The sequence below is a fragment of the Rhodococcus oxybenzonivorans genome (assembly GCF_003130705.1).
Lineage (GTDB): Bacteria > Actinomycetota > Actinomycetes > Mycobacteriales > Mycobacteriaceae > Rhodococcus_F > Rhodococcus_F oxybenzonivorans.
The window spans coordinates 4132678-4156685 of the sequence record NZ_CP021354.1 but is presented as its reverse complement, the minus strand read 5'-3'; the positions used below and the strand labels follow the sequence as shown (position 1 = coordinate 4156685).

The window sequence follows — 24008 nt, the reverse complement described above, 5'->3', positions numbered from 1 at the left end:
TCTGAACTGTAAACCCAACAGAATCTCGGGAACTAACTCGACTCCGGATTCGTACAGCCTGCGGAAACGAAGTTAGGTTTGCCTCCCCAAATCGAAATGAGGGCTTCAGGGGGATTCTCTGCATCCATTCAGTGGGCATGATTGGATGGTCAACCATGAGCGAGATCGATTGGAATCTGTTGCGCGCCAACGCGCAACGGGTGATGAGTAGGGCCTACGCGCCCTACTCCGGATTTGCCGTGGGTGCGGCTGCACTGGTGGACGATGGGCGAATTGTCGTCGGATGCAATGTGGAAAATGTCTCATACGGGTTAGGGCTCTGCGCCGAGTGTGTACTGGTCGGTAACTTATTTGCGGGCGGGGGAGGCAGGCTGCTGGCCTTCACCTGCTGTGACGCGGCCGGGGAGATACTGATGCCGTGCGGACGTTGTCGTCAGCTACTCCTCGAGCACGGAGGCCCTCGATTGCTCGTCGATCACCGAGCCGGAATCCGGCTGTTGGACCAGTTGCTGCCGGACGCCTTCGGTCCGGACGAGACCGAAAGGATCCGCCGTGCATGATGCTGCCTCGATCATCGCCGCCAAACGAGACGGCCGAGAGCTGACCGGTGCAGAGATCGACTGGGTCGTCGAGGCATTCACCCACGGAGTCGTCGCCGACGAGCAGATGTCGGCGTTGGCGATGGCGATCTACTTCCGTGGCATGACCCGCGAGGAGGTGAGCCGATGGACCACCGCGATGATCTCCTCGGGCCGTCGGCTCGACTTCACACACCTGGGACGCCCCACGGTGGACAAGCACTCGACAGGGGGAGTGGGCGACAAGATCACCCTCCCGTTGTCGCCGCTCGTCGCCGCTTGTGGGGCCGCCGTACCGCAGCTGTCCGGCCGCGGCCTCGGCCACACCGGGGGGACACTCGACAAGCTGGAGGCGATCCCCGGCTGGCGCGCCGACCTCGACACCTCCGAGATGGCCGAAATCCTGTCCGACCCGGCTATCGGCGCCGTGGTGTGCGCGGCCGGTGCCGACCTCGCCCCCGCCGACCGGCGGCTGTATGCGCTGCGCGACGTGACCGGGACCGTCGAATCGATTCCTCTGATCGCCAGCTCGATCATGAGCAAGAAGATCGCGGAAGGCACCGAAGCGCTGGTGCTCGATGTGAAGGTGGGGTCGGGCGCGTTCATGAAGAAGCTCGACGATGCGCGCGAGCTCGCGCAGACGATGGTAGATCTGGGGAACGACGCCGGGGTGCGGACACTGGCGTTGCTCACGGCGATGGACGCACCCCTCGGGCTCACCGCCGGCAACGCCCTCGAGGTACGGGAGGCGGTGGAGGTGCTGGCGGGCGGCGGCCCCGCAGATGTGGTCGAGCTCACCCTCGAGCTGGCCCGAGAGATGCTGAAGGCAGCGGGAATCGACGGAGTCGACCCCGCGGACAAGCTTCGGGACGGGTCCGCCATGGACCGCTGGCGGGCCATGATCGGGGCGCAGGGCGGCGACCCCGACGCCCCGCTCCCGAAAGCCCGCCACACCGAGGTGATTCTCTCGGAGACCGACGGTGTGGTGTGTGGTCTCGACGCCATGGCGGTCGGTCTTGCTGCGTGGCGGCTGGGCGCGGGTCGAGCGCGCCAAGGTGAGGCGGTGCAGGCGGCGGCAGGCATCGAGATGCACGCGAAGCCCGGGCAGACCGTCTCGGTCGGCACTCCGCTCGCCACGCTGCACACGGACACGCCGGAGCGGTTCAGGGCGGCGAAGGTGTCACTCGACAATGCATGGACCATCGTCGCCGACGCGCCGAGCGTGACGGCTCCGCTCGTCATCGAGCGAATCGAGGAGCCCTCAGGCTAACGTCGACGCATGACCGCACTCGATCTGTCGGCCCTGCGCCGAGCGCCGAAGGTGTTGCTGCACGACCATCTCGACGGAGGTCTCCGGCCCGAGACAGTTCTCGAACTGGCCCGCGACTGCGGGTACGACGGATTGCCCGCCGATACCGCGCCGGCACTCGCCACCTGGTTCCGCGAGGCTGCGGACAGCGGGTCGCTCGAGCGTTACCTGGAGACGTTCGCTCATACGGTTGCGGTGATGCAGACACCGACAGGGCTGGAGCGGGTGGCCCGGGAATGCGCGGAGGATCTGGCGGACGACGGCGTGGTGTACGCCGAGGTCCGCTTCGCTCCCGAGCAGCACCTCGAGGAGGGGCTGACGCTCGATCAGGTGGTGGAGCAGGTACTGCTCGGCTTCCGGGCGGGGGAGTCGGCCGCGGAGACGCGCGGTCAGCGAGTGCGCGTGGGGGTCCTGCTCACCGCGATGCGGCACGCGGCGCGAAGCCGGGAAATCGCAGAACTCGCAGTGCGGTTCCGCGACCGCGGTGTGGTCGGTTTCGATATCGCCGGAGCCGAGGCCGGTAACCCGCCGAGCCGTCACCTCGATGCCTTCGAATACATGCGCAACAACAATGCGCACTTCACCATCCACGCCGGCGAGGCATTCGGCCTGCCGTCGATCCACGAGGCCATCGCCTTCTGCGGCACGGACAGGCTGGGGCACGGGGTTCGGATCACCGACGACATCACGATCGGCGACGACGGTGTCCCCGTTCTGGGATCGCTCGCGAACTATGTGCGCGACAAGCGGATTCCGTTGGAACTGTGTCCGAGTTCGAACGTTCAGACCGGAGCGGTCGATGTCCTCGAGAATCATCCGTTCGGCCTGCTCGCACAGTTGCGGTTCCGGGTGACGGTCAACACCGACAACCGGTTGATGAGCGATACCACGATGAGCCGCGAGATGCTTCGACTGGTCGAGACGTTCGGTTACGGCTGGACGGACCTCGAGCGCTACACGATCAATGCCATGAAGTCGGCGTTCATCCCGTTCGATCAGCGACTCCAGCTGATCGACGAAGTGATCAAGCCGGGATTCGCCGTCCTGGTGGGCTGAGCGTTGTCGTGCCTAGACCGCGCGCAGGCGAGCCTCGAATTCGCGCTCGAGGGTGCGCCATGCGTCGGCTTCGGCGTCGTACGGCGCGCTGGGCGCCAGGCGGGTCGGGTCGGGGTCGAGAATGAACGACACGTACCAGCCGAGTGGGTTGGACGTGGCGAGCGCGGTTTCCACCGAGTCGTCGTCGGCGAAGTCCGCTGCATCGGTGAACAATTCGACGGCGAGGTCGAGTTGGTCCGCGTCCACGGCTTTCGGTCCGGCGGCCAGGTCGTCGGCCAAACCGGGAAGGACGTACACGTTCTCATCCGTGACCTCCACCTCGAGTGAGCCGTCCACGGCCGCCACCTGAATCTCTTCGTAGGTGCTGACCTGGGCAAGGGCGTGCTCGTGGTTGTCGGCAAGGTAACGCGCGAGGGCACGCTCCGAGGTGAACACGAAGATCACGCCTTCGCGTCCCAGGAACAGAGCGTCATCGTCGAGATAGCACCGAAGGGTGAAGTAGGTGCCGCCCGAGGTGATGATCTTGATGGGATCGACGCCCACCGAGCCCCAGAACGAGTCGTCCTCGTCGTCGTCTTCTTCTTCCAGATCGAGGGGAACGAACTCCTCCTCTTCTTCGGCCTCCGCGGCGTCGTCCACGTCCACGGTGTTCTCGTCGGCGGCCAGCAACTCTGCTTCCGCAACGGCCACCGCATCGGCGTCGACGTCGGGGGTGGACACGATGCCGTCGATGGCGTCGAGGACGTCGTCCCAGCCTTTCGCTATGGCCGTTCCGATCTGGCTCCAGAGCTCTTCGCCTTCGCGACCCTCGAATGCACTCACACCTGCGGGGAGTGCGCCGAGGATCGGATTGGCGCTGAAGAATTTGACGACGGCGTCGAGCTCGCAGACTTCGCCGATGTTGCGCACCATGTTGAGCGTGTCTTCGAGTTCGCTGACGACGATGGCGTCGGGGTCGCTCGCAGCGAGTTCCGGCACCCCGATCAGATCGAAGCAGAAGTTCTCGTCCGGTTCGAGTTCGGCGGCGGACAGCCCGGATACGACGCTCCACGCAGGATGCTCGACGAGATCGTTGTCGGTATTCGTGCGGATGAACGCAGCCAACTCCGCCACCGATTCGAACCCGTACAGGTCTTCCTCGTGACCCAGGAATGCTTCCCACTCGTCGTCGCCCTCACGCCACCGTGGGGCCCACAGTGTGACGAGGTCGCCGTCGGTGAGACCTAGTTCGATCGGGACGATGTCTCCAGCCATGGCGGGAAGCCTATCGACCCGGCGGCCAAAGATATACCCGGCCCATGGCTAGACCTTCCCGAACTCGTCGTGCAACGTCGTCATGACCTGGCTGCGCTGTTCGGCGGCCACGCGCGCGGCCTCCTGGGTGGTGCCGGTAATCAGCGTGGCCAGGGCCACGGGGTCGAGGCCGGCGATGGAATCGTTCATCCACAGGCCGGTCAGGGTTCCGTTGCCGTCCACCTCGGCGGTGACGTGATCGGACTCACTCGAGGCGCGGGCCTTGATCGACCGCAGTCCCTCGAGTGCTTCCTCGAGGAGAGCGACTTGTTCGGTGGCACGGCCGACGATGGTGTCCATTTCGTGTTCGCTCACAGTGGTCGCATCCAGCTCGTCGGGGCGGGTTCTTCCTCGTCCTCGGCGGCCTGGGCCGCTGCCACGTCGGCGCGGGTGGGCAGACCGAGCTTGTCGAGCACGTCGGCAGGCATTCCGTCACGGGCCAGTTCGTCGCGGCGCCGTGCGCCGGCTTCCATGGCGGAACGACGGCACAGCGTCAGAATCTCGTCGGCGAGGCGCTGGCCGCCGTAGCGCAGTTCGCGTGGATCGATGCGAAGTTCGAGGGGGAGACCGTGCTCGGTGGTGCGCACCGACACGGTGCCCGAACGATTGCTCACTGCTGCCGTGACTCCGGCCGGGGGTGGGGTGGGAGGAAACATGATTCCTGTCACTCGGTAGGTCGGTAGAAGCCGTAAAAGCCCATGCCGCTGTTACTGGTTCGGATGGGGCCCACCTGCACGGGGTCACCGGCCTCCACGAGTTGGCCGTTGCCGATCACCATTGCCACGTGTCCGTCCCACACGGCCAGATCGCCCGGCATCAAGTCGCCCGGGTCGACCGCGGTACCCACGTTCTGCTCCTGTGCAAGACGCGGAATCCCCACTCCGGCTTCGCCGTACGCCCATTGCGTCAGACCGCTGCAGTCGAGGCCCTCGCCGGGAGCGGTGCCACCCCAGACATACGGGACACCTTGTTGTGACAGCGCATTGCGGACGGCGTCGGCGGCTTCCTTGTTGGGTGCCAGGGCAGTGCTGCCGTCCGGGAGAACAACCTCGACGCCCTCACCGCTGTGCGCGGCGTCGGAGGTGGCGGCGCCGCGGCCGGTAACTCCGGAATTGCCCATGAGGGAATCCGATCGGCTCCCGCTCGCGCCCCGGCCACCGGAAGAGGCGATGTTCGACACCGGACTCATCAATCCGGACATCGACGGCGCGCTCGACGAACTCGCGAATCCGGACGCCGCGCGACTCATCGGGTCGGCGCCCGCGGGGGACATCGGCGTTGCGGACGCGGGCACGGTGCTCGCGGCGGACGTGCTCGCGGGAGCAGTGGCGGCGGGCGCGGTCGGTGTGTCCTCGGCAGGGGTGAGCTCCACCATTCGCACGGTCTGCTCACTCAGTTGGGTCCGTACCGCGGCGACGACGGTGGTCGCTCTCCCGAGATGGTCGATCGCGGCAGCGATGATCATGGCTTGTCCCGGAGGGGTGGCGAGCGCCGGTCCGGCCGCGACCGCGAGGGAGAGGAACGACTGCAGGATCTCCTGCAATTGCGCCATTCCGGCCCGCACGATCTCGGACGCCTCGGCCACGACGGCAGCCATGTCGTTGCCGCGATCGGCGACGGCTACCGTGGATCGTTGCGCTTCTTCGGTCTTCACGATCGCGCCCGTACCGCCTCGTCCTTCCCAGTCTCCGTAGACGGCGCTGATCCCGGTTCGCCCGGTGTCGTGCACGGCGTCGATGGCGACCGAGGATGCACGGAGAGCGTCAGCCGGACCGCCCGCGGGGAGGACACCGCTGCCGAAGGCACCGAGGAGATCGAGCATCGGGCGGGCGAGCAAATCGATGGGGATCATGATCAGGCCCCCAGCCCGACAGCATCGGCGGCGAGCGCAGCCGTCGTGGCCATGTCGGTGCTGTCGTAGTCGGCGGCGTTGGCCAGCGCGGTCGTGCTGATCGCGCCGAGAACACCCGCGAGCTTCTCGATCGACGCCAGGTGCGCGGCGTGCGCCGTGGCGAAGGCGGCGACGAAGTCTCCGCCGATCACACCGAACACCGGTCCCAGCAGCAGCGGGCCCGCCGCCGCAGCGGCCAGCCCGGCCGCCTGCATCTCCGCCCCCATGGTCGCGGCCGTGGCCGCGAACGTGGCGATACTCGCGGTATCCGCCCTCAAGTCGTTCATCGTCAATCCCCCCAGTCGGATTTGATACCGGTCACCTTATTGGACGCCGTCGACATCGATACGGTTCCACCCCCATTGACACCCGAGACGTGCTGCACGGGTAATCCGAATACACATGTCGACGGACCCATGTGGCCCGGCGAAGTCGATCCCGAGGGAATCCCCGCCCGATCCCCTTATTCTTCGAGCATGAACACGCACGTGGTCGACCATCCGCTCGCAGCGGTCCTCCTGACAACCATGCGCGACGCGCGCAGCGACAATGCCATCTTCCGCGGCGCGTTGAGAAGGCTCACGCACATGTTGGTGTACGAGGCGATGCGTGAGGCTCCCGTCGCAACGTTCGACGTGGTAACTCCGGTCGCGGTCGCGAACGGGGTGCGGCTCGCGCAGCCACCTCTCCTGGTTCCCGTGCTGCGTGCCGGACTGGGCATGGTCGAGCAGGCCAGCTCCTTGATCCCGCAGGCCCGGGTCGGTTTCGTGGGGATGGCCCGCGACGAGGAGACGCACCGGCCGGTTCCGTACCTGGAGTCGCTGCCGGAGGATCTCTCCGGGATGCCGGTCTTCGTTCTCGACCCCATGCTGGCGACGGGTGGGTCGATGGTTTACACCATCGATCTACTCGTTGCCCGTGGGGCCACCGACGTCACCGCAGTCTGTGTCGTGGCGGCACCCGAAGGTGTTGCGGCGCTGCAGGAGTCGGGACATCCGGTCAGGCTCGTCACCGCTGCCGTCGACGAGGGACTGAACGAGGACGCCTTCATCGTGCCGGGACTGGGGGACGCCGGTGACCGTCAGTTCGGCCCCCGCTGACTCAGAGAGCGTGGGCGAAGTCGCGTAGAACGGCCAGCCGCTCACGTGCCGTGGCGCGGGCAGCGCCGAGCCCCTCGCGGTCCGGTGCTCCGACCACGACCTCCAGGTAGCACTTGAGCTTCGGTTCCGTTCCGGAGGGCCGGACAACCACCCGGACGGAGGAACCGGTGAGGACGACGGCGTCGGTGCGGGATGAGCCGCGCAGCTCCGCCAGGTCGGTTGCCCGCACCGGCTCGCCGGCCAACTCCGTCGGCATGTTCGCCCGCAGGCGCTGCATCATGGCCCCGATCTCGCTGATGTCTGCGACTCGACGGGACACCTGGTCGCCGGCGTGCAGACCGAATTCGAGCGCGTAATCGTCCAGGCGGTCCAGCAGGGTCGAGCCCTCGCTGCGCAGGGTAGCGGCGAGGTCGGCGGCGACGACGGCGGCGGAGATTCCGTCCTTGTCGCGCACCACGTCCGGGTCGACGCAATGACCGATCGCTTCCTCGTAGGCGTACACGAGCCCGTGTCCTGCGCGGACGAGCCATTTGAAACCAGTGAGCGTCCGCGCACTTCGCGCACCGCGCGCCGACGCCAGCTTCTCGAGCAGGTCCGAGGACACGATCGTCGTGGCGACGAGCGGGTCGGGCGGTGCGCACGCGAGGACGTGGTCGGCGAGCAGGACCCCGGTCTCGTCGCCACGCAACATGCGCCAGCCGTCCGGTCCCGGCACACCCACGGCGAGACGATCCGCATCGGGATCGAGGGCGAGTGCGAGGTCGGCGTCGACCCGGTCGGCGAGCGCGAGTAGCTCGTCCGACGCTCCGGGTTCCTCCGGATTCGGGAACTCGACAGTCGGGAAGTCGGGGTCAGGGCGGAATTGGGAAGCGACGGTGTGGATATCGGTGAACCCGGCAGCCCCTAGGGCCGCCACCGCCGTCTCGCCGCCGACGCCGTGCATCGCGGTGAGTGCGATGCGCACCGTGCGCGACGTTCCCCTCGGCAGGGAGGCGACCCGCGCAAGATACGACTGCACGAGTTCGTCGGACGCCGGGATCACCGGGCTGCGCGGGACGAGGTGTGCCGGCCCCACCGCGGCAATGGCGGCCTCGATCTCCCGGTCCGACGGCGAGATCAACTGTGCGCCGCCGTCGAGGTACACCTTGTAGCCGTTGTCGGATGCCGGGTTGTGCGACGCGGTGATCTGCACTCCGGCCGCTGCGCGGAGCCGGCGTACCGCGAACGCGACGATCGGCGTGGGGAGCGGACGCGGCAGCAGGACCACGGAGAAACCGGCACCGGCCAGAACCTCCGCCGCGGCCAGGGCGAACTTCTCGGACCCGTGCCGCGCATCACGGCCGACCACCACGGTGGAACCGCCCAGGCACCGGTCCTTCAACCAGGCGCTGAGGCCGGCAGTGGTGCGGACCACCACCGCGACGTTCATGCCGTTGGGCCCCGCCCGGACCGGCCCGCGCAGGCCGGCGGTGCCGAAGCTCAGCGGCGCGGAGAACCGGTCAGCGAGTTCGTCGGCGGACAGCGAGGCGAGTTCGGCGCGCGACTGTGGGTCGGGGTCCTCGGCGATCCACCGGGTGACGACGTCGCTCACAGGCGCTCCACCAGCTTGCGCAGAAGCCCGCCCATGCGGTCAGCGGACGCGCGGCCCGCGGCGAGCACGTCTTCGTGATCGAGGTGTTCACCGGTGATCCCGGCAGCAAGATTGGTGACCAGTGAAATTCCGAGGACCCGGGCACCGAGGGCACGTGCCGCGATCGTCTCGTGCACGGTGGACATACCGACCAAATCGGCGCCGAGCGTGCGTAGCATCCGAATTTCGGCCGGGGTCTCGTAATGCGGTCCGGGCAGTCCGGCGTAGACCCCTTCGGCAAGGCTCGGGTCGATGTCGCGGGCGAGCGTTCGCAATTCGGGGTCGTAGGCGTCGACGAGATCGACGAACTCCGCGCCGACGAGGGGCGAACGTCCGGTGAGATTGAGGTGGTCGCTGACGAGGACGGGCTGCCCGACCGCGTACTCGCTCCGGATTCCGCCGGCGGCGTTGGTGAGGATGACGGTGCGCGCGCCCGCGGCGACGGCAGTCCGCACGGGATGCACGACGGAGTCCAGCGGATGACCTTCGTAGGCGTGCGTACGTCCGAGGAGAAGAAGTACCCGCCGCCCGCCCACGTCGACGGATCGGATCGTCCCTGCGTGCCCGAGCGCCGACGGCGGCGCGAAGCCTGGTAGTTCGGCCATCGGCACGGTGGCGAACGGTTCCCCGAACCGGTCGGCGGCGGCGTTCCACCCCGATCCGAGGACGACGGCAATCGGGTGTTCGGCACAGTCGGTGTACTCGGCGAGCGCGGCAGCCGCGGCGTCTGGCGTTCCCATGAGGCGATAGTCTTCCACTCATGCCTTATATCGATCGCGACGGTGACGTATTCATCCTGTACCTCGGGAACGAGGGGGAGGTGGACAACGAGAACCGCTTCTCTCCGGACTGGATCGATGCCACCCACGCCACCCTCGACGAGATCGAGTCGCACGAAGGCGCCGCCGCGCTGGTCACGACCTCAACGGGCAAGTTCTTCACCAATGGACTGGACACCACCTGGATTTTCTCCAACACCGACAAGCTCCCGGAGTACCTCGACCGCGTCCACACTCTCTACACCCGGCTGCTGACTTTTCCGATGGCCACGGTCGCGGCAGTCCAGGGGCACGCGTTCGGCGCGGGCGCCATGCTCGCGACATCCCACGATTTCCGGGTGATGCGCGCCGACCGCGGGTTCTACTGCCTGCCGGAAGTGACGCTGAACATGCCGTTCACCGTGGGTATGTCGGCGCTGCTCACCACCCGCTTGCCGAAACAGACCGCCGTGGACGCGATGACGACGGGCCGTCGCTATGGCGGCGCCGATGCGCTCGCCACGGGCATCGTGGAGGAGGTTGCGGACGGGAACTCCGTGCTCACGGCGGCCGTGGCCCGGGCATCCGCGCTCACCGCGACACGCGGTGACAACCTGTCCGGCATCAAGCGCGGAATCCATCAGGAAGCCCTCACCGCCCTCGCCCTGGTGACGGACAAGAGCAACTTCAGCTTCGGGTGAGAGAATGAGCACGTGAATGCGGATGTCGAGGCGGCGGTCAGGTCCATCGAGACCGATCTGGTTGCGCTGTCCCATTCGATCCACGCGGAACCGGAACTGGCGTTCGAGGAGTTTCGGAGTGTCGCAAAGGTCACCGAGCTGCTGAAACGGAGCGGTTTCGAGGTGCGGCAGGGAGTGGCGGGCCTGCCGACCGCGTTCGACGCGACCTTCGGCAGTGGTGATCTCGTGCTCGGCATCTGCGCCGAATACGACGCGCTTCCCGAGATCGGCCACGCGTGCGGGCACAACATCATCGCGGCATCGGCGGTCGGTGCCGGAGTTGCCCTCGCGACGGTCGCCGAGCGACTGGGCATCACGGTGCGAGTGATCGGGACACCTGCCGAGGAAAGTGGTGGCGGAAAGATCACCATGCTCGAGCAGGGCATCTTCGACGGTGTGGCAGCCGCCCTGATGGTGCACCCTGGGCCGGTCGACATCACGGGCGCCACGTCACTGGCGCTCGCGGACATCGCGATCACCTTCACCGGGCGGGAGGCGCACGCGTCGGCCGCGCCCGAGTTCGGCCGCAATGCGGCAGATGCCGCGACTGTGGCGCAGGTCGGTATCGGTCTGCTGCGCCAGCATCTTTCGCCGGGCCAGCAGATTCACGGCATCGTGTCGGACGGTGGCACCGCACCCAACATCGTGCCGGCGCGAGCCGAGATGCTCTACTACCTGCGCGCCGAGACGGCGTGGGCGCTGTCCGAACTGACCACGCGTGCGGAGGCGTGTTTCGCTGCAGGTGCACTCGCAACCGGATGTACCCATGAGATCCGCACGGTGTCCCCGACGTACACGGAACTCACCCCCGACCCGTGGCTCGTCGCGACCTACCGGGAAGAGATTCTCGACATGGGACGGACACCGGTGCCACTCGAGTGGGAAGGCACACGTCCGCTGGGCAGTACCGACATGGGGAACGTCACGAACGTCCTACCCGGCATCCATCCGATCATCGGACTGGACTCGGGCGGTGCTGTCACGCACCAACCCGGCTTCGCGGCGGCATGTATCACCGAGTCGGCGGATCGCGCCGTGGTAGACGGGGCAATTGCGTTGGCTCGGACGGCAGTTCGCGCTGCAACGGACGACACACAGCGGGTGCGGCTGTTGGAAGGAGTTGATCGCCGGTGAATGCGGCCGTCGACAAATGGATCAGTGCTCACACCGATGACCTCTCGCATTGGCGTCGGCACATCCATGCCAACCCGGAGTTGGCGCGGCACGAGTACGCCACGACGGAGTTCGTGGCGACCCGGCTTGCTGCCGCGGGTCTTTCACCGGAACTGCTCCCGGGAGGTACCGGACTCACCTGTGATCTCGGCCCGGACACCGGAACCCGGATCGCGTTGCGCGCCGACATGGACGCGCTTCCGCTGCAGGAACTCACCGGGGCGACGTACTCGTCGACAGTGCCGGGTGTGTCCCACGCGTGCGGCCACGACGCCCACACCACGATCCTGCTCGGGACAGGCCTGGCACTCAGCGAGATTCCTGAACTGCCGGTCGGTGTCCGCCTGATATTCCAGCCCGCCGAAGAGGTGATGCCCGGCGGCGCACTGGAGGTGGTCGCGGCAGGGCGACTCGAAGGCGTCTCCCGCATCTTCGCGCTGCACTGCGATCCCCGGCTCGCGGCCGGGCGCGTCGGAATTCGACTCGGCGCCATCACCTCTGCTGCCGACACGATCGAGGTTGTGCTCGACTCACCCGGTGGTCACACATCGCGGCCGCACCTCACCACCGATCTGGTCTTCGCACTCGGCACTGTGGTCACCGGCCTGCCGGGCATGCTGAGCCGGCGAATCGATCCACGTACAGGCACCGTCATGGTGTGGGGAGCGGTCAGCGCGGGCCGGGCCCCCAACGCCATTCCGCAGACCGGCATGATGACCGGCACGGTGCGGACCGGTGACCACGAGACGTGGGAAATGCTCGAGCCGCTCGTTCGCGACATCGTGCACGGACTGCTGGCGCCCACGGGAGTGCGATACCAACTCAACTACCGCAGGGGCGTGCCGCCCGTCGTCAACGACGAGGTGTCGACCCGAATGTTCGAGAATGCTATCCGCACCGTGGGTGCGGACGCCCTCGCCGACACCCCGCAGTCCGGTGGTGGCGAGGACTTTTCCTGGTATCTCGAGGAAGTTCCGGGTGCCATGGCCAGGCTGGGCGTGTGGTCGGGCGTCGGTGAACAGCTCGACATCCATCAACCCACATTCGATCTGGACGAGCGGGCGCTCGGTGTCGGCGTGCGGGTGTTGTCCAGCCTCGTGCTGGGCTGACTGCTCCGGGACGCCCTATTCGGTGCCCGGGCCGACGTTGCGGCTGTTGCGGGTACGCAGGTCGCGCACGTAGTCGGCGGGTGCCCCGGCGATTTCGGCGGCATCGGCCATGACACCGAGGTACCGCGCAGACGGCAGCCCACCCTCGTAGGCATCGAGCACATACAGCCAGGCCAGCACCGGTTCTCCGTCGGTGTCGACCCGTACCCGGATCTTGCGGTGAATTCCGAGTTCGGAGCCCTCCCAGCGGTCGAGGCTCACCTCGTCCTCCTCCGGTACGTCGTACAGCACCACGAAGACCTTGGAATCGGGGTCTTCGACCACCGTGGCGAGCGCGCCTTCCCAGCCGATGTCACCGCCGCTGAACGTGAGCCGCCAACCGTGCAACCAGCCCGTTCCCGCCATCGGCGAGTGAGGGCAGCGCTGCAGCATCTGCTCCGGATGCATGTTGGACCCATAGGCGGCGTAGTAACTCACGCAGGTCAGACTACATACCGGGTTGCTCAGGGATGCAAAGGCGTAGGCATGAACCGCGAGGAGTTGCACGACCGCGCGGGAGACGCGCGAGGCGCAGCTCACCTGTCGTTCACTCGATTTCGATCCGCGAAACTGGGTACATCGGAGGGGACCGGGTCGGCGTAGCGAAAGGGTGAGAACAATGGCAGATCAGTACACGAAACAGGATCCCACCACCGCGTACCCGATGCCAGACCGCGAAGGGCAGAGCGAGATCGAACATCCGGGGCTCACCTCGGACATGGTGTCGGCACCCGACCACGGTGAGAAGACCTACCGGGGGAGCGGGCGGCTGGAAGGGCGGAAGGCTCTCATCACCGGAGGTGATTCGGGTATCGGGCGAGCGGTCGCAATTGCGTTCGCGCGCGAGGGTGCCGATGTGCTGATCAGCTACCTCGAAGCGGAAGAACCGGATGCCCGGGACACGGTTCGGCTCATCGAAGACGCCGGCCGCAAGGCGGTGCCGGTGCCCGGTGACATCAGGTCGGAGGATCACTGCCGAGCGCTCGTCGACACTGCCGTATCCGAACTCGGTGGGCTGGACATTTTGGTGAACAACGCTGCCTATCAGATGGTGCAGATGGGCGGAATCGCCGAGATCAGTACGGAACAGTTCGACCGTGTTCTGAAGACCAACCTCTACGCGATGTTCTGGTTGTGCAAGGCTGCGGTCGCGGTGATGGAGCCGGGATCGACCATCATCAACACGTCCTCGATCCAGGGCGCGAACCCATCCCCCGAGTTGCTGGATTACGCCACCACCAAGGCCGGCATCATCGATTTCACCAAGGGGCTCGCCGCCGATGTCGCGAAGAAGGGCATTCGGGTCAACGCCGTTGCCCCGGGGCCGATTTGGACGCCGTTGATTCCGGCGACCATGCCGACCGAGAAGTTCGAGTCGTTCGGAGGCGACGTGCCGTTGGGCCGCCCGGGGCAGCCGGCGGAGCTGGCGCCCGCGTACGTCTTCCTGGCTTCCCAGGAATCGAGCTACATCACCGGCGAGATCATCGGCGTCACCGGCGGCACTCCATTGACCTGACCGCTCGATCCCGCGCCGAGTCGCCGCCCGAGGTCTACGCGGCGACGGCCCCGATCTGCGGCTAGTAATCTGTTCCCTGGCAGTGCACGACACGACGCGCTGTGATGCTCGAGTTGCAGACCGGAGACCCTGGTCGGCACGTCTATTTGGAGGACAGATGACCCGAATCGTGATCATTGGTGGCGGGCCTGCCGGATACGAGGCAGCGTTGGTGGCCGCTCAGCACGGCGCCGCCGTCTCCTTGATCGATTCGGACGGGGTGGGCGGGGCGTGCGTTCTGTACGACTGTGTGCCCTCCAAGACATTCATCGCCTCGACGGGTGTACGCACGGACATGCGCCGTGCCACCGATTTGGGTATCGCTCTCGATCCGGCGCAGGCCACCATTGCCCTGCCTCAGATCCACGCCCGGGTGAAGAGTCTCGCTCAGGCTCAGTCCGCCGACATCCGAACCAGGCTCCAGACGGTCGGTGTCGAGCTGCTCTCCGGTACTGCGGAGCTCACCGACCCGCGCCTCGGCATGGCATCACATCAGGTCTGCGCCACCCTCGCGAACGGCGAGCAGAAGACGCTCGATGCCGACGTCGTCCTCATCGCCACCGGTGCCAGTCCTCGGGTGATCGCCGGGGCCGAGCCGGACGGTGAGCGGATCCTCACCTGGCGTGACCTCTACGACCTCGACGAATTGCCCACCCACCTCGTCGTCGTAGGTTCCGGTGTGACCGGCGCGGAGTTCGTGTCCGCCTACACCGAAATGGGTGTCAAGGTAACGCTGGTGTCGAGCCGAGACCGGGTGCTCCCCGGTGAGGACGCCGACGCCGCACTCGTACTCGAGGACGTTCTGGCCGAACGTGGTGTCACCCTCGTCAAGCACGCGCGGGCCGACGCGGTCAAGCGCACCGAAGACGGTGTGGTCGTCGTGCTCGCCGACGGACGAACCGTGGAGGGCAGTCACGCCTTGATGACGGTCGGCTCGGTTCCCAACACCGAGAACCTCGGACTCGAGAAGGTCGGCATCGAACTGGACAAGGGCGGATATCTGCGAGTCGACCGAGTGTCGCGGACGCCGGTCTCGGGCATCTACGCCGCGGGTGACTGCACGGGGCTGCTGCCGTTGGCCTCGGTTGCCGCCATGCAGGGTCGCATCGCGATGTACCACGCTCTGGGCGAGGGCGTGAGTCCCATCAAGCTGAAGACGGTGGCCTCGGCGGTGTTCACCCGGCCCGAAATCGCCACGGTAGGCGTCAGTCAGGCCGCGATCGACAACGGCGAAGTGCCGGCCCGCACCGTCATGCTCCCGCTCAACACCAATCCGCGGGCAAAAATGTCCGGCCTGCGGCGCGGCTTCGTGAAGATCTTCTGCCGACCTGCCACCGGTGTGGTGATCGGTGGCGTCGTGGTGGCGCCCAACGGGTCGGAGCTGATCCTGCCCATCGCGATCGCTGTCCAGAACAACCTGACCGTCAACGACTTGGCAGCGACGTTCTCGGTGTACCCCTCGCTGACCGGCTCGATCACCGAGGCCGCCCGCCAGCTGATGCGCCACGACGATCTGGACTGATCCCGCTATCTGGGAAATGCATTTCACATACTGACAGCAGTGGTGGGATAGTCGTGGCACGGTCCACAATCATCGGCCGTGCCTCGGCGCTCTACCGCCCCGCAGACCCAGGACGGACAGGGTGTTCTTCTCCTGACCTCTGTCTCGACGTGCCCCTGGGAGTCGATATGCCGCACACATTTTCCCGCCGGATGGACGGCCTGCGCAGTTCCGCCATCCGTGACCTCCTCACCCTTACCGCCCGGCCGGACGTCGTCAGCCTGGCCGGCGGTCTCCCCGATCCCGAATTCATTCCGCGAGAACGAATTCGGAAGGAAGCGGAGTGCGCGCTCGCCGATCCCGCCTCGGTCCAGTACGGCGAAACCACGGGCCTGCGCCGATTGCGTGACGTGCTCGCTGCCCGTGAGGGCGCCCGGATCGGACGGGCGTTGGACCCGGGCCAGGTGGTCGTCACCCACGGATCGCAGCAGGCGTTGAGCCTCCTCGCTCAGGTTCTACTCGACCCGGCCGATATCGTGGTTGTCGAAGAGCCCGCGTATACCGGTGCGCTGCAGGTATTTCGGGCGGCTCAGGCGGACATCCGTGCGGTGCCGCTCGATCGCGACGGCATGGACACGACCGCGCTGCAGGAACTTCTCGAAGCGGGCGTGCGCCCGACTGTCGTCCACACGGTGAGTAACTTCCACAATCCCCGTGGTGTCGTTCTCGCCGCCGATCGGCGGGAGCGTTTGGCGGCGCTGGCCGACCGGTACGGTTTCTGGGTCATCGAGGACGACCCGTACGGCGAGTTGTTTTTCGACGCTCCGCCGCCCCCTCCGGTCGCTACATTCTCGGACCGGGTGATCCGCCTGTCCAGTGCCTCGAAGATTCTGGCTCCGGCGTTGCGGGTCGGCTGGTTGCACGGTGATCGCGCTGTGTGCGAGGCGGTGGAACTTCTCAAACAGGGCGCGGACCTGTGCGGCTCCTCGCTCACTCACCAGATCACGGCGGCGATGTTGTCGGACGAGGCGTGGCTGGCACTTCACCTCGACACGCTCCGTACCCGTTACGGTGCCCGGTCCCGAGCCTTGACCGCCGCGACGACGACCACGTTCGGTAATGCTGCGACGCTGTCCGACGTGAAGGGCGGGATGTTCTGCTGGGTCGAGTTCACCGACGACACCATCGACACCGCGGATCTGCTGCCGACGGCGGTCGAGCACGGTGTGGCGTTCGTACCCGGGTCGGCGTTCGGTGTCGGTGCAGACCTCGGCGCCGCACTACGACTGTGCTTCGCCACCTGCCCGGAGGACGTTCTGGCAGGCGCCTGCGAGAGACTTGGCAGCGCCTACCTGGCTCACGCCCAGTCGTAGGTGCGCTCGACGGCCTTGTTCCACTCGGCGAACAGCCTGGTGGACTCCGCTTCGTCCATCCCGGGTTCCCACCGCTTGTCCATTGCCCAGTTGTCGCGAATATCCTGTTCACCGGACCAGAAGCCGACGGCCAGTCCCGCGGCGTAGGCGGCGCCCAGCGCGGTGGTCTCGCTGACGACGGGGCGGATGACCGGAACTCCGAGGATGTCGGCCTGGAACTGCATCAGTGTTTCGTTGACGACCATGCCGCCGTCCACCTTGAGTGAGGCGAGCTCGACTCCGGAGTCGGCACGCATGGCCTCGATCACTTCCCGGGTCTGATAGGCGGTGGCTTCGAGAGCCGCCCTGGCGAGGTGACCCTTGTTCACGAAACGGGTGAGGCCTGCGATCACACCGCGCGCGTCCGGTCGCCACCGAGGTGCGAACAACCCGGAGAACGCCGGGACGACATAGGCACCTCCGTTGTCGTCGACCGAATTCGCCAGCGGCTCGATGTCTTCGGCCGACGAGATGATCCCCAGGTTGTCCCGCAGCCATTGGACCAGTGAACCGGTGACCGCCACCGACCCCTCGAGCGCGTACACGGCAGGAGCGTTCCCGATCTTGTAGCACAGCGTGGTCAAAAGGCCGTGCTTACTGTGCACGGGGGTGGTCCCCGTATTGAGGAGCAAGAAGTTCCCCGTCCCGTACGTGTTCTTCGCTTCTCCCTCGGACAGGCAGGCCTGCCCGAATGTCGCGGCCTGCTGATCACCGAGGATCCCTGCGACCGGTACTCCGGGAAGGGTGCCGTGGGGACGGCCCACGCCGTAGATCTCGGAGGAGCTGCGTATTTCGGGAAGCATCGACAGTGGGATCTCGAAGTCGGCGCAGATGTCCGGATCCCAGTCGAGTGTCTCCAGATTCATCAGCAACGTACGGGAGGCGTTGGTGACATCTGTCACGTGCGTGCCTTCCGTGATATGCCACAGAATCCAGCTGTCGATGGTGCCGAAACACAGTTCGCCGGCATCTGCTCGTGTACGGGCGCCGTCGACGTTGTCGAGGATCCATCGCACCTTGGGTCCTGCGAAATACGTCGACAGCGGCAGGCCCGTACGCTTCTGATAAAGCCCGGGCCCCTCGTCGCCGCCGAGCCGGGTGCACAGCTCGTCGGTCCGGGTGTCCTGCCAGACGATGGCGTTGTACACCGGTTCTCCGGTATTCCGGTCCCACACCACCGCAGTCTCGCGCTGATTGGTGATACCGATGGCGGCGATGTCGCGTTTGGTGAGATCCGCCTTCGCAAGGGCGGATGCCACCACTTCGCGCGTATTGATCCACAGCTCTTTCGGGTCGTGCTCCACCCAACCGGCACGGGGAAGGATCTGCTGGTGTTCCTTCTGAGCGACGCTGACCACCGCTCCGTCGTGATCGAAGATCATGCAGCGGCTCGAGGTGGTGCCCTGGTCTATCGCAGCGATGTACTGAATCACACGCATGAAGCTACTAGCCTGGGCATGAATCCGTCGTCATCTCACAGGAGCCCGAGTTGAGTAGTTCGCCAGGTGTGCAGTTCCTCGGTCCCACGCAGCGCGACGCTGCGTGGGAGAAGCTGCAGACCGAACAGTTCGACGTCGTCGTGATCGGCGGCGGTGTCGTCGGTGCCGGTGCGGCCCTCGACGCAGCCACCCGCGGACTCAAGGTCGCCCTGGTCGAGGCGCGGGACTATGCGTCCGGAACGTCGAGCCGCTCGTCGAAGATGTTCCACGGCGGGTTGCGCTATCTCGAACAGCTCGAGTTCGGGCTGGTGCGGGAGGCCCTGCGGGAACGTGAATTGTCGCTGACGACGCTGGCGCCCCATCTCGTGAAGCCGCTCAAGTTCCTGTTTCCCATCACCCATCGGGTATGGGAACGCCCCTACATGGCGGCGGGGATCTTCCTCTACGACCGGATGGGCGGAGCCAAATCGGTGCCCGCGCAGAAACACCTCACCCGGGCAGGTGCCTTGCGGATGGCACCGGGACTCAAACGGAACTCGCTGACCGGCGGCATCCAGTATTACGACACCGTCGTGGACGACGCGCGCCACACCATGACCGTCGCCCGAACCGCTGCCCACTACGGCGCGGTGGTGCGCACGTCCACTCAGGTCGTGGGTTTCCTGCGGGAAGCGGATCGCGTGTCCGGCGTTCGGATCCGTGACTGTGAAGACGGGCGAACCGCAGAGGTGCAGGCGCACGTCGTCATCAACGCGACCGGTGTCTGGACGGACGAGATACAGGCGCTTTCCCGGCAGCGCGGCCGATTCCGTGTCCGCGCCTCCAAGGGTGTGCACATCGTGGTACCGCGGGATCGCATCGTGAGCGATGCCGCCATCATCCTGCGGACCGAGAAGTCGGTGCTGTTCGTGATCCCGTGGGGTAGCCACTGGATCATCGGAACCACCGACACGGACTGGAATCTCGACCTCGCCCATCCGGCAGCTACCAAAGCCGATATCGATTACATTCTGGGCCACGTCAACAAGGTCCTGGTGACGGCCCTCACGCACGAGGACATCGACGGTGTCTACGCAGGTCTGCGCCCCCTCCTCGCAGGGGAAAGCGACGAGACCTCCAAGCTGTCGCGCGAGCATGCCGTCGCGCGCGTGGCGCCCGGATTGGTCGCGATCGCGGGCGGCAAATACACCACGTACCGGGTGATGGCCGAGGACGCGGTGGATCTTGCTGCCGATGACATTCCGGCCAGGGTCGCGCCCTCGATAACCGAGAAGGTGCCGCTGGCTGGTGCGGACGGCTACTACGCGCTGGTGAACCAGACCGTGCACCTGGGTCAGCTGTACGGACTTCACCCCTACCGCGTCAAGCATCTCCTCGACCGGTACGGTTCGCTCATCGGTGAAGTGCTCGATCTGGCGGAGGGTAAACCCGAACTGCTGCAGCCCATTACCGACGCACCGGCCTACCTTCAGGTCGAGGCCGTCTATGCCGCTGCGGCAGAGGGTGCGCTGCACCTCGACGACATTCTGACCAGAAGGACGCGTATCGGGATCGAATACTCGCATCGTGGTGTGAACTGCGCCGAGCAGGTCGCACAGCTGGTGGCCCCCGTCCTCGGCTGGGACTCCGACATGATCGACCGCGAACTGAAGACCTACCGTGCGCGTGTGGAGGCGGAGGTGCAGTCCCAAGCGCAGCCGGACGACCTCTCCGCGGACGCGTTGCGGGCGGCGGCACCCGAATCTCGCGTCGAATTGCTCGAACCGCCCGTCAGTGTGTCAGAAGTACCTTGACCACCACGATCACTGCGGCAACGAACGCTAGGCCGATCGCCGCCCAGTGCGTCATGTGGGTGACCTTTTCGCGCCGCAGCCGGCTGATCACGTAGCTGATCGAGCCGATGCGGACGATCATCACGATCTCCGCGGTCAGTTGCGCCGTTCGCGGCTCGAGCCAACCCACATAGGCTGTGCCGAGGATCACGGTGGGCACCACCGCGGAGGTCAGGATGGGGAGACCGTCCCGCAGTTCCCGAACTCTTTCGGTTCTGGACAGCGATCTGCCGAGCCGGAGCGTCTGGCCCACGGACTCGGCAAAAGCGTGGGCGAGGAACGTGGACAGAGCGGCGCCCACCACGATGGCAATGCCCAGGGTTTCCTGGGATTTGGTGACGGGAATGAGCGCGGCGAGCACGAGAATGTTGCCGTAGATATACGCGCTGATGCGGCTTGCCGCATGGTCGGGCGACAGCGATTTTTCGCTCATCAGCGGCGGGCGATTCAAGAGCCTCGGAAGGTCCCACTCCATCCTCCGAGCATGTCACGATTTGCCTGTGTTCTCCCTGGGAATCACACCCGCGGGCTGTAGTGCTTCGGGTCGTCGCGACGCCCGAGGGGCGGCAGGTTCCGCGGCGGCGTATGCACCAGCGGGGCGTCCCGGCGGGTGCGCCCGGTCTCACGGTCCCACCCGGCGCGGGCGCGAGGATGGTAACGGTAGCGCCACGGGACGAGGCGGAACAGGGCATTCACCGTCCGGCCCACCAGGGTGTGCAGTCGCTCATCGCGTGCCGTCCAGCGGTATCCGAGGCGCTCGCGTACCGGTTCGTCGTACATCCCCACTGTCAGCCAGACGAATCCCCTGGCGACCGGGATGCGCAGGATCGCCCACACCCGGTCGGGGAGCCACGTCAGAAACGGTGGGACGCCCAGGCCGGAAAGGTTGAGGACGTCACGGGTAGCCTTGTTGTCTTCGAGGACGTTGCGGCACATGTGGTCCCAATACTCCAGGAACGCTTCCCAGGTCTCCGGGACCGGGCGCATGCTCATTCCGTACAGGCGGTACCACTGGATGTGTTCGGTGAACAGTTGCCGCTTCTGCTCCTCGGTGAGGCCGCCCATGAAATTGTCGCCCGTGAGGATTGTGCCCATGAAGAACGTGGCGTGCGCCCAATAGAAGGTGTCGGGATCTAGGGCGTGATACTTCCGTCCGTGCTTGTCGACGCCCTTGATGGTGTTGTGGTATCCCCGGACCTGCTCTGCAGTCTGCTGGGCGCGGTCACCGTCGAAGACCACGCCCCCGATCGGGTAGAGCGAGCGGTACAGGCGCTCCCACCGTTCGTCGAAGAACTCGGAATGCTCTTCGACTCCAGCGCCGAGGCCCGGATGCATGTTCTGCATCGAGCCGGCCCAGACGCCTTGCAGCATTCCCCGCCAGTCGCCGAAGTACTTCCAGGTCAGCGAATCAGGTCCGAGCGGTGTGGGAGCGGTGGCCTGCACGGACGCACCCTCCGAGTTCGTTTGACTACGCACGTTGTCAGATTAGGATCTGACAACGTGCGTAGTCAAGAGTGGGAGCTGGGGACGTGACGTTGGAAGACCGCCGCGAAGCCCGGCGAGCGGCGCTCCTGCGGGCAGGAATCACGCTCCTGGGCGCCCCTGCAGGGCCTGCAGTCAACGTCCGGGCCGTCTGCCGTGCGGCCTCGTTGACCGAGCGCTACTTCTACGAGTCGTTTGCCGACCGCGACGAGTTCGTCCGATCCGTCTATTCCACGGTCGGCGACGAGGCACAGGCGGCGCTTCTGGGCGCGGTGGCGTCGGCCCACACTGCGCGGGCGCGAGCCGAGGCCGCCGTCGAAGCGTTCGTCGAGCTGATGGTCGACAACCCCGAGAGGGGTCGTGTGCTGCTGCTCGCGCCGCTGTCCGAGCCCGCGCTGAGTCGGCGGGGAATGGACCTCATGCCCGGGTTCGTAACGCTCGTCCACGACCAACTCTCGGCCGTGGATGACGAGGTGGAGAAGCAACTTGTCGCGATCGGCGTCGTCGGCGCGCTCACGACGTTGTTCATCGGATATCTCGACGGAACCGTTGCCGCGTCGCGCGAGCAATTCGTCGCCCATTGCGTCACTCTGGTGATGGAGGCCAACCGGTCCGGCCACGAATGAGGTGAGCATGCCGTTTCAGGTATCAGCGGACGACCCGGCTCGTCCACAGCCGGCCCTTCGGGTGCTCGACCACAAATACTTTCAGCTCACCGACCACTTCGTGTACGTCCACGGTGAGACGGTGGTGACGGTGCCCGGTTGCGCGCCGGAGCCGTGCGTACTCCGGACCGACCTCGCCTCCGTTCCCGCGCCGCTTCGGGGGCTGCTCGCTCCGTATGGCCGCCAGCTGCTTCCCGCGATCATGCACGACGATCTGTGTCACCATGCGGAAGCTCACGGAAAATCTGGCATGGCGCTACGCCGCCGGGCCGACGAGTTGTTCCGGACTGCGCTGCTCGACGAGGGCGTCGGACCGTTTCGCAGCCGGATCTTCTGGGTCGGGGTAGAGGTCGGGCGGATCTGGACTTTCACCACGTACACGAGGTTCCTGCTGATCGCCCACCACATCCTCGGAATGGTGTGCTGGGTGGTGGGAGTGCCGTGGGCGATCGCCACCTCCCACTACCCAGCAGCGGTCGGTCTCCTCGCGCTTCCGTGTGTCCTCTCACTCCTGTGGCGCAGGGACTTTCCCGTGGCACTGCTCGGATGCATACTCCTGCCGGTGGTCACACCGACCTACCTGCTGACGCTGGCGACCGCGGCAGTGCTGTGGATCCCGGACGTGACCGCCTGGCTGTTCGGCCGCAGAGTGACGCGCAAGCCCCCACCGCTCGGACCGCCGACCACGGTGTTGCGCTAGCGGTCGAACGGTGGCTGGCAGTAGGTGCAGAAAAAGATGTCCTGCTGCCCGAGTTCCCGGCTTCGGATCACCGTTCGGCACCGGCGGCAACGCTTGCCCGCACGGCCGTACACCCACGGACGGTGCCGGATCGGATTGTTCTTGTCTGCGTGAATCATGCGATGGGCAAGCGCGACCATGGCCGGCAGGTTTGTCACCTCGCGCACGGGAGTGTGGGGATCGACGCCACGGAGGAAGCACACCTCGTTTCGGTAGACATTGCCGAGACCCGCGAGGTTGCGCTGATCGACGAGGGCAACACCGATGGGTTGATCACCGGCCGCCCGGAGATTGCGGACGGCCGTGTCTGCATCCCAGTCCGGCCCGAGAAGGTCGGGCCCGAGGTGACCGACCGCGGCGGCTTCCGCACTCCGGTCGAGTATCTCGGTGATGCCGAGGGAGAAGCCCACAGCGACACGTTCTTCGGTGGCCAGCACCATACGGGCTTGATGGGCTGGGCGACGCCACCGCGCGTCCGCCCGGTAGATATGCCACGCACCTTCCATCTTCAGATGGGTGTGGATGGAGTACCCACCGACCCGGATGAGGAGATGTTTACCACGGCTGACGACTTCGTCGACCTTCAACCCGGACAGGTCGACGGTGGCGTACCGCGGAACCCGCACATCACACGTGGTCAGTACGTGACCCTCGAGTGCGTCACGCAGCGAGTTGGCCGTGCGCCAGACGGTGTCGCCTTCGGGCAT

At 66.2% G+C, this 24008-nt stretch carries 25 protein-coding genes; 13 read left to right on the top strand and 12 right to left on the bottom strand.

Annotation, left to right across the window (positions count from 1 at the left end; all coding sequences use genetic code 11):
- Window positions 1–155: 155 nt before the first annotated feature.
- Genes CBI38_RS19625 through CBI38_RS19615 form a run of 3 tightly spaced genes read left to right on the top strand, consistent with a single transcriptional unit; the run spans window position 156 to window position 2943 of the window.
- Window positions 156–560: a cytidine deaminase gene (locus CBI38_RS19625; RefSeq protein ID WP_109331416.1), complete on the top strand. Its 405-nt coding sequence runs from the start codon at window positions 156–158 to the stop codon at window positions 558–560.
- A complete protein-coding gene (locus CBI38_RS19620) occupies window positions 553–1848 on the top strand; it encodes a thymidine phosphorylase (RefSeq protein ID WP_109331415.1) in 1296 nt (431 codons plus the stop codon). The genes CBI38_RS19625 and CBI38_RS19620 overlap by 8 nt, the downstream gene beginning before the upstream one ends.
- A gap of 9 nt (window positions 1849–1857) precedes the next feature.
- Window positions 1858–2943, top strand: coding sequence for an adenosine deaminase (locus CBI38_RS19615; RefSeq protein WP_109331414.1), 1086 nt, complete (start codon window positions 1858–1860; stop codon window positions 2941–2943).
- Window positions 2944–2955: 12 nt separating this feature from the next.
- On the opposite strand, the gene CBI38_RS19610 is transcribed toward CBI38_RS19615, so the two are convergent.
- From CBI38_RS19610 to CBI38_RS19590, 5 genes are read right to left on the bottom strand one after another with little or no spacing between them, the layout of a single operon-like run.
- Window positions 2956–4197, bottom strand: coding sequence for a primosomal protein (locus tag CBI38_RS19610; protein ID WP_109331413.1), 1242 nt, complete (start codon window positions 4195–4197; stop codon window positions 2956–2958).
- A 48-nt stretch (window positions 4198–4245) separates the two neighbouring features.
- Window positions 4246–4551: a YbaB/EbfC family nucleoid-associated protein gene (locus CBI38_RS19605; protein WP_109331412.1), complete on the bottom strand. Its 306-nt coding sequence runs from the start codon at window positions 4549–4551 to the stop codon at window positions 4246–4248.
- Complete coding sequence (locus CBI38_RS19600; RefSeq protein ID WP_109335214.1) at window positions 4548–4892, bottom strand: hypothetical protein; 345 nt, start codon at window positions 4890–4892, stop codon at window positions 4548–4550. The genes CBI38_RS19605 and CBI38_RS19600 overlap by 4 nt, the downstream gene beginning before the upstream one ends.
- 8 nt (window positions 4893–4900) lie before the next feature.
- Window positions 4901–6088, bottom strand: a complete 1188-nt coding sequence (locus CBI38_RS19595; RefSeq protein ID WP_109331411.1) for a C40 family peptidase — start codon at window positions 6086–6088, stop codon at window positions 4901–4903.
- Between the two features lie 2 nt (window positions 6089–6090).
- Window positions 6091–6414, bottom strand: a complete 324-nt coding sequence (locus CBI38_RS19590; protein WP_109331410.1) for a type VII secretion target — start codon at window positions 6412–6414, stop codon at window positions 6091–6093.
- Window positions 6415–6603: 189 nt separating this feature from the next.
- On the opposite strand from CBI38_RS19590, the gene upp reads away from it, so the two are divergent.
- Window positions 6604–7227, top strand: coding sequence for a uracil phosphoribosyltransferase (gene upp, locus CBI38_RS19585; RefSeq protein WP_109335213.1), 624 nt, complete (start codon window positions 6604–6606; stop codon window positions 7225–7227).
- Between the two features lies 1 nt (window position 7228).
- Here the strand turns inward: upp and CBI38_RS19580 are convergent, their stop codons facing one another.
- Window positions 7229–8818 (bottom strand): phospho-sugar mutase, encoded by a 1590-nt coding sequence (locus CBI38_RS19580; protein WP_109331409.1) that lies wholly within the window; start codon window positions 8816–8818, stop codon window positions 7229–7231.
- On the bottom strand, window positions 8815–9597 hold the full coding sequence (locus CBI38_RS19575; protein ID WP_109335212.1) for a purine-nucleoside phosphorylase: 783 nt from the start codon (window positions 9595–9597) through the stop codon (window positions 8815–8817). The genes CBI38_RS19580 and CBI38_RS19575 overlap by 4 nt, the downstream gene beginning before the upstream one ends.
- 20 nt (window positions 9598–9617) lie before the next feature.
- Here CBI38_RS19575 and CBI38_RS19570 point away from each other — a divergent pair, with 20 nt between their 5' ends.
- From CBI38_RS19570 to CBI38_RS19560, 3 genes are read left to right on the top strand one after another with little or no spacing between them, the layout of a single operon-like run.
- Window positions 9618–10316 (top strand): enoyl-CoA hydratase/isomerase family protein, encoded by a 699-nt coding sequence (locus CBI38_RS19570; RefSeq protein WP_109331400.1) that lies wholly within the window; start codon window positions 9618–9620, stop codon window positions 10314–10316.
- Window positions 10317–10328: 12 nt separating this feature from the next.
- Window positions 10329–11489: a M20 family metallopeptidase gene (locus CBI38_RS19565; protein ID WP_109331399.1), complete on the top strand. Its 1161-nt coding sequence runs from the start codon at window positions 10329–10331 to the stop codon at window positions 11487–11489.
- A complete protein-coding gene (locus CBI38_RS19560; RefSeq protein ID WP_109331398.1) occupies window positions 11486–12637 on the top strand; it encodes a M20 family metallopeptidase in 1152 nt (383 codons plus the stop codon). The genes CBI38_RS19565 and CBI38_RS19560 overlap by 4 nt, the downstream gene beginning before the upstream one ends.
- Window positions 12638–12652: 15 nt before the next feature.
- Here CBI38_RS19560 and CBI38_RS19555 read toward each other — a convergent pair whose 3' ends face one another.
- On the bottom strand, window positions 12653–13114 hold the full coding sequence (locus tag CBI38_RS19555) for a gamma-glutamylcyclotransferase family protein (protein WP_109335211.1): 462 nt from the start codon (window positions 13112–13114) through the stop codon (window positions 12653–12655).
- Window positions 13115–13295: 181 nt separating this feature from the next.
- Here CBI38_RS19555 and CBI38_RS19550 point away from each other — a divergent pair, with 181 nt between their 5' ends.
- From CBI38_RS19550 to CBI38_RS19540, 3 genes are all read left to right on the top strand, one after another.
- On the top strand, window positions 13296–14192 hold the full coding sequence (locus tag CBI38_RS19550; RefSeq protein ID WP_109331397.1) for a glucose 1-dehydrogenase: 897 nt from the start codon (window positions 13296–13298) through the stop codon (window positions 14190–14192).
- A 157-nt stretch (window positions 14193–14349) separates the two neighbouring features.
- On the top strand, window positions 14350–15753 hold the full coding sequence (locus CBI38_RS19545; RefSeq protein WP_109331396.1) for an NAD(P)H-quinone dehydrogenase: 1404 nt from the start codon (window positions 14350–14352) through the stop codon (window positions 15751–15753).
- Window positions 15754–15920: 167 nt separating this feature from the next.
- Window positions 15921–17105, top strand: coding sequence for an aminotransferase-like domain-containing protein (locus CBI38_RS19540; protein WP_109331395.1), 1185 nt, complete (start codon window positions 15921–15923; stop codon window positions 17103–17105).
- Here the strand turns inward: CBI38_RS19540 and glpK are convergent.
- Window positions 17090–18583 carry a glycerol kinase GlpK gene (gene glpK, locus CBI38_RS19535; RefSeq protein WP_109331394.1) on the bottom strand — a complete coding sequence of 498 codons (1494 nt, stop codon included), beginning with the start codon at window positions 18581–18583 and terminating at the stop codon, window positions 17090–17092. The genes CBI38_RS19540 and glpK overlap by 16 nt on opposite strands.
- Window positions 18584–18633: 50 nt before the next feature.
- On the opposite strand from glpK, the gene glpD reads away from it, so the two are divergent.
- Window positions 18634–20376 (top strand): glycerol-3-phosphate dehydrogenase, encoded by a 1743-nt coding sequence (gene glpD, locus CBI38_RS19530; RefSeq protein WP_109331393.1) that lies wholly within the window; start codon window positions 18634–18636, stop codon window positions 20374–20376.
- Here the strand turns inward: glpD and CBI38_RS19525 are convergent.
- Both CBI38_RS19525 and CBI38_RS19520 read right to left on the bottom strand, forming a co-directional pair.
- Complete coding sequence (locus tag CBI38_RS19525; protein WP_109331388.1) at window positions 20354–20890, bottom strand: hypothetical protein; 537 nt, start codon at window positions 20888–20890, stop codon at window positions 20354–20356. The two genes, glpD and CBI38_RS19525, sit on opposite strands and share 23 nt — an antisense overlap.
- A 41-nt stretch (window positions 20891–20931) precedes the next feature.
- Entirely contained in the window at window positions 20932–21891 is a 960-nt protein-coding gene (locus tag CBI38_RS19520) for an oxygenase MpaB family protein (RefSeq protein WP_109331387.1), read from the bottom strand.
- Window positions 21892–21944: 53 nt separating this feature from the next.
- On the opposite strand from CBI38_RS19520, the gene CBI38_RS19515 reads away from it, so the two are divergent.
- Together CBI38_RS19515 and CBI38_RS19510 are read left to right on the top strand one after the other, a co-directional pair.
- Window positions 21945–22523, top strand: coding sequence for a TetR/AcrR family transcriptional regulator (locus CBI38_RS19515; protein WP_109331381.1), 579 nt, complete (start codon window positions 21945–21947; stop codon window positions 22521–22523).
- 7 nt (window positions 22524–22530) lie between these two features.
- Window positions 22531–23262, top strand: a complete 732-nt coding sequence (locus CBI38_RS19510; protein ID WP_109335210.1) for a DUF1353 domain-containing protein — start codon at window positions 22531–22533, stop codon at window positions 23260–23262.
- Here CBI38_RS19510 and CBI38_RS19505 read toward each other — a convergent pair.
- Window positions 23259–24008: a DNA-formamidopyrimidine glycosylase family protein gene (locus tag CBI38_RS19505; RefSeq protein WP_109331378.1), complete on the bottom strand. Its 750-nt coding sequence runs from the start codon at window positions 24006–24008 to the stop codon at window positions 23259–23261. The genes CBI38_RS19510 and CBI38_RS19505 overlap by 4 nt on opposite strands.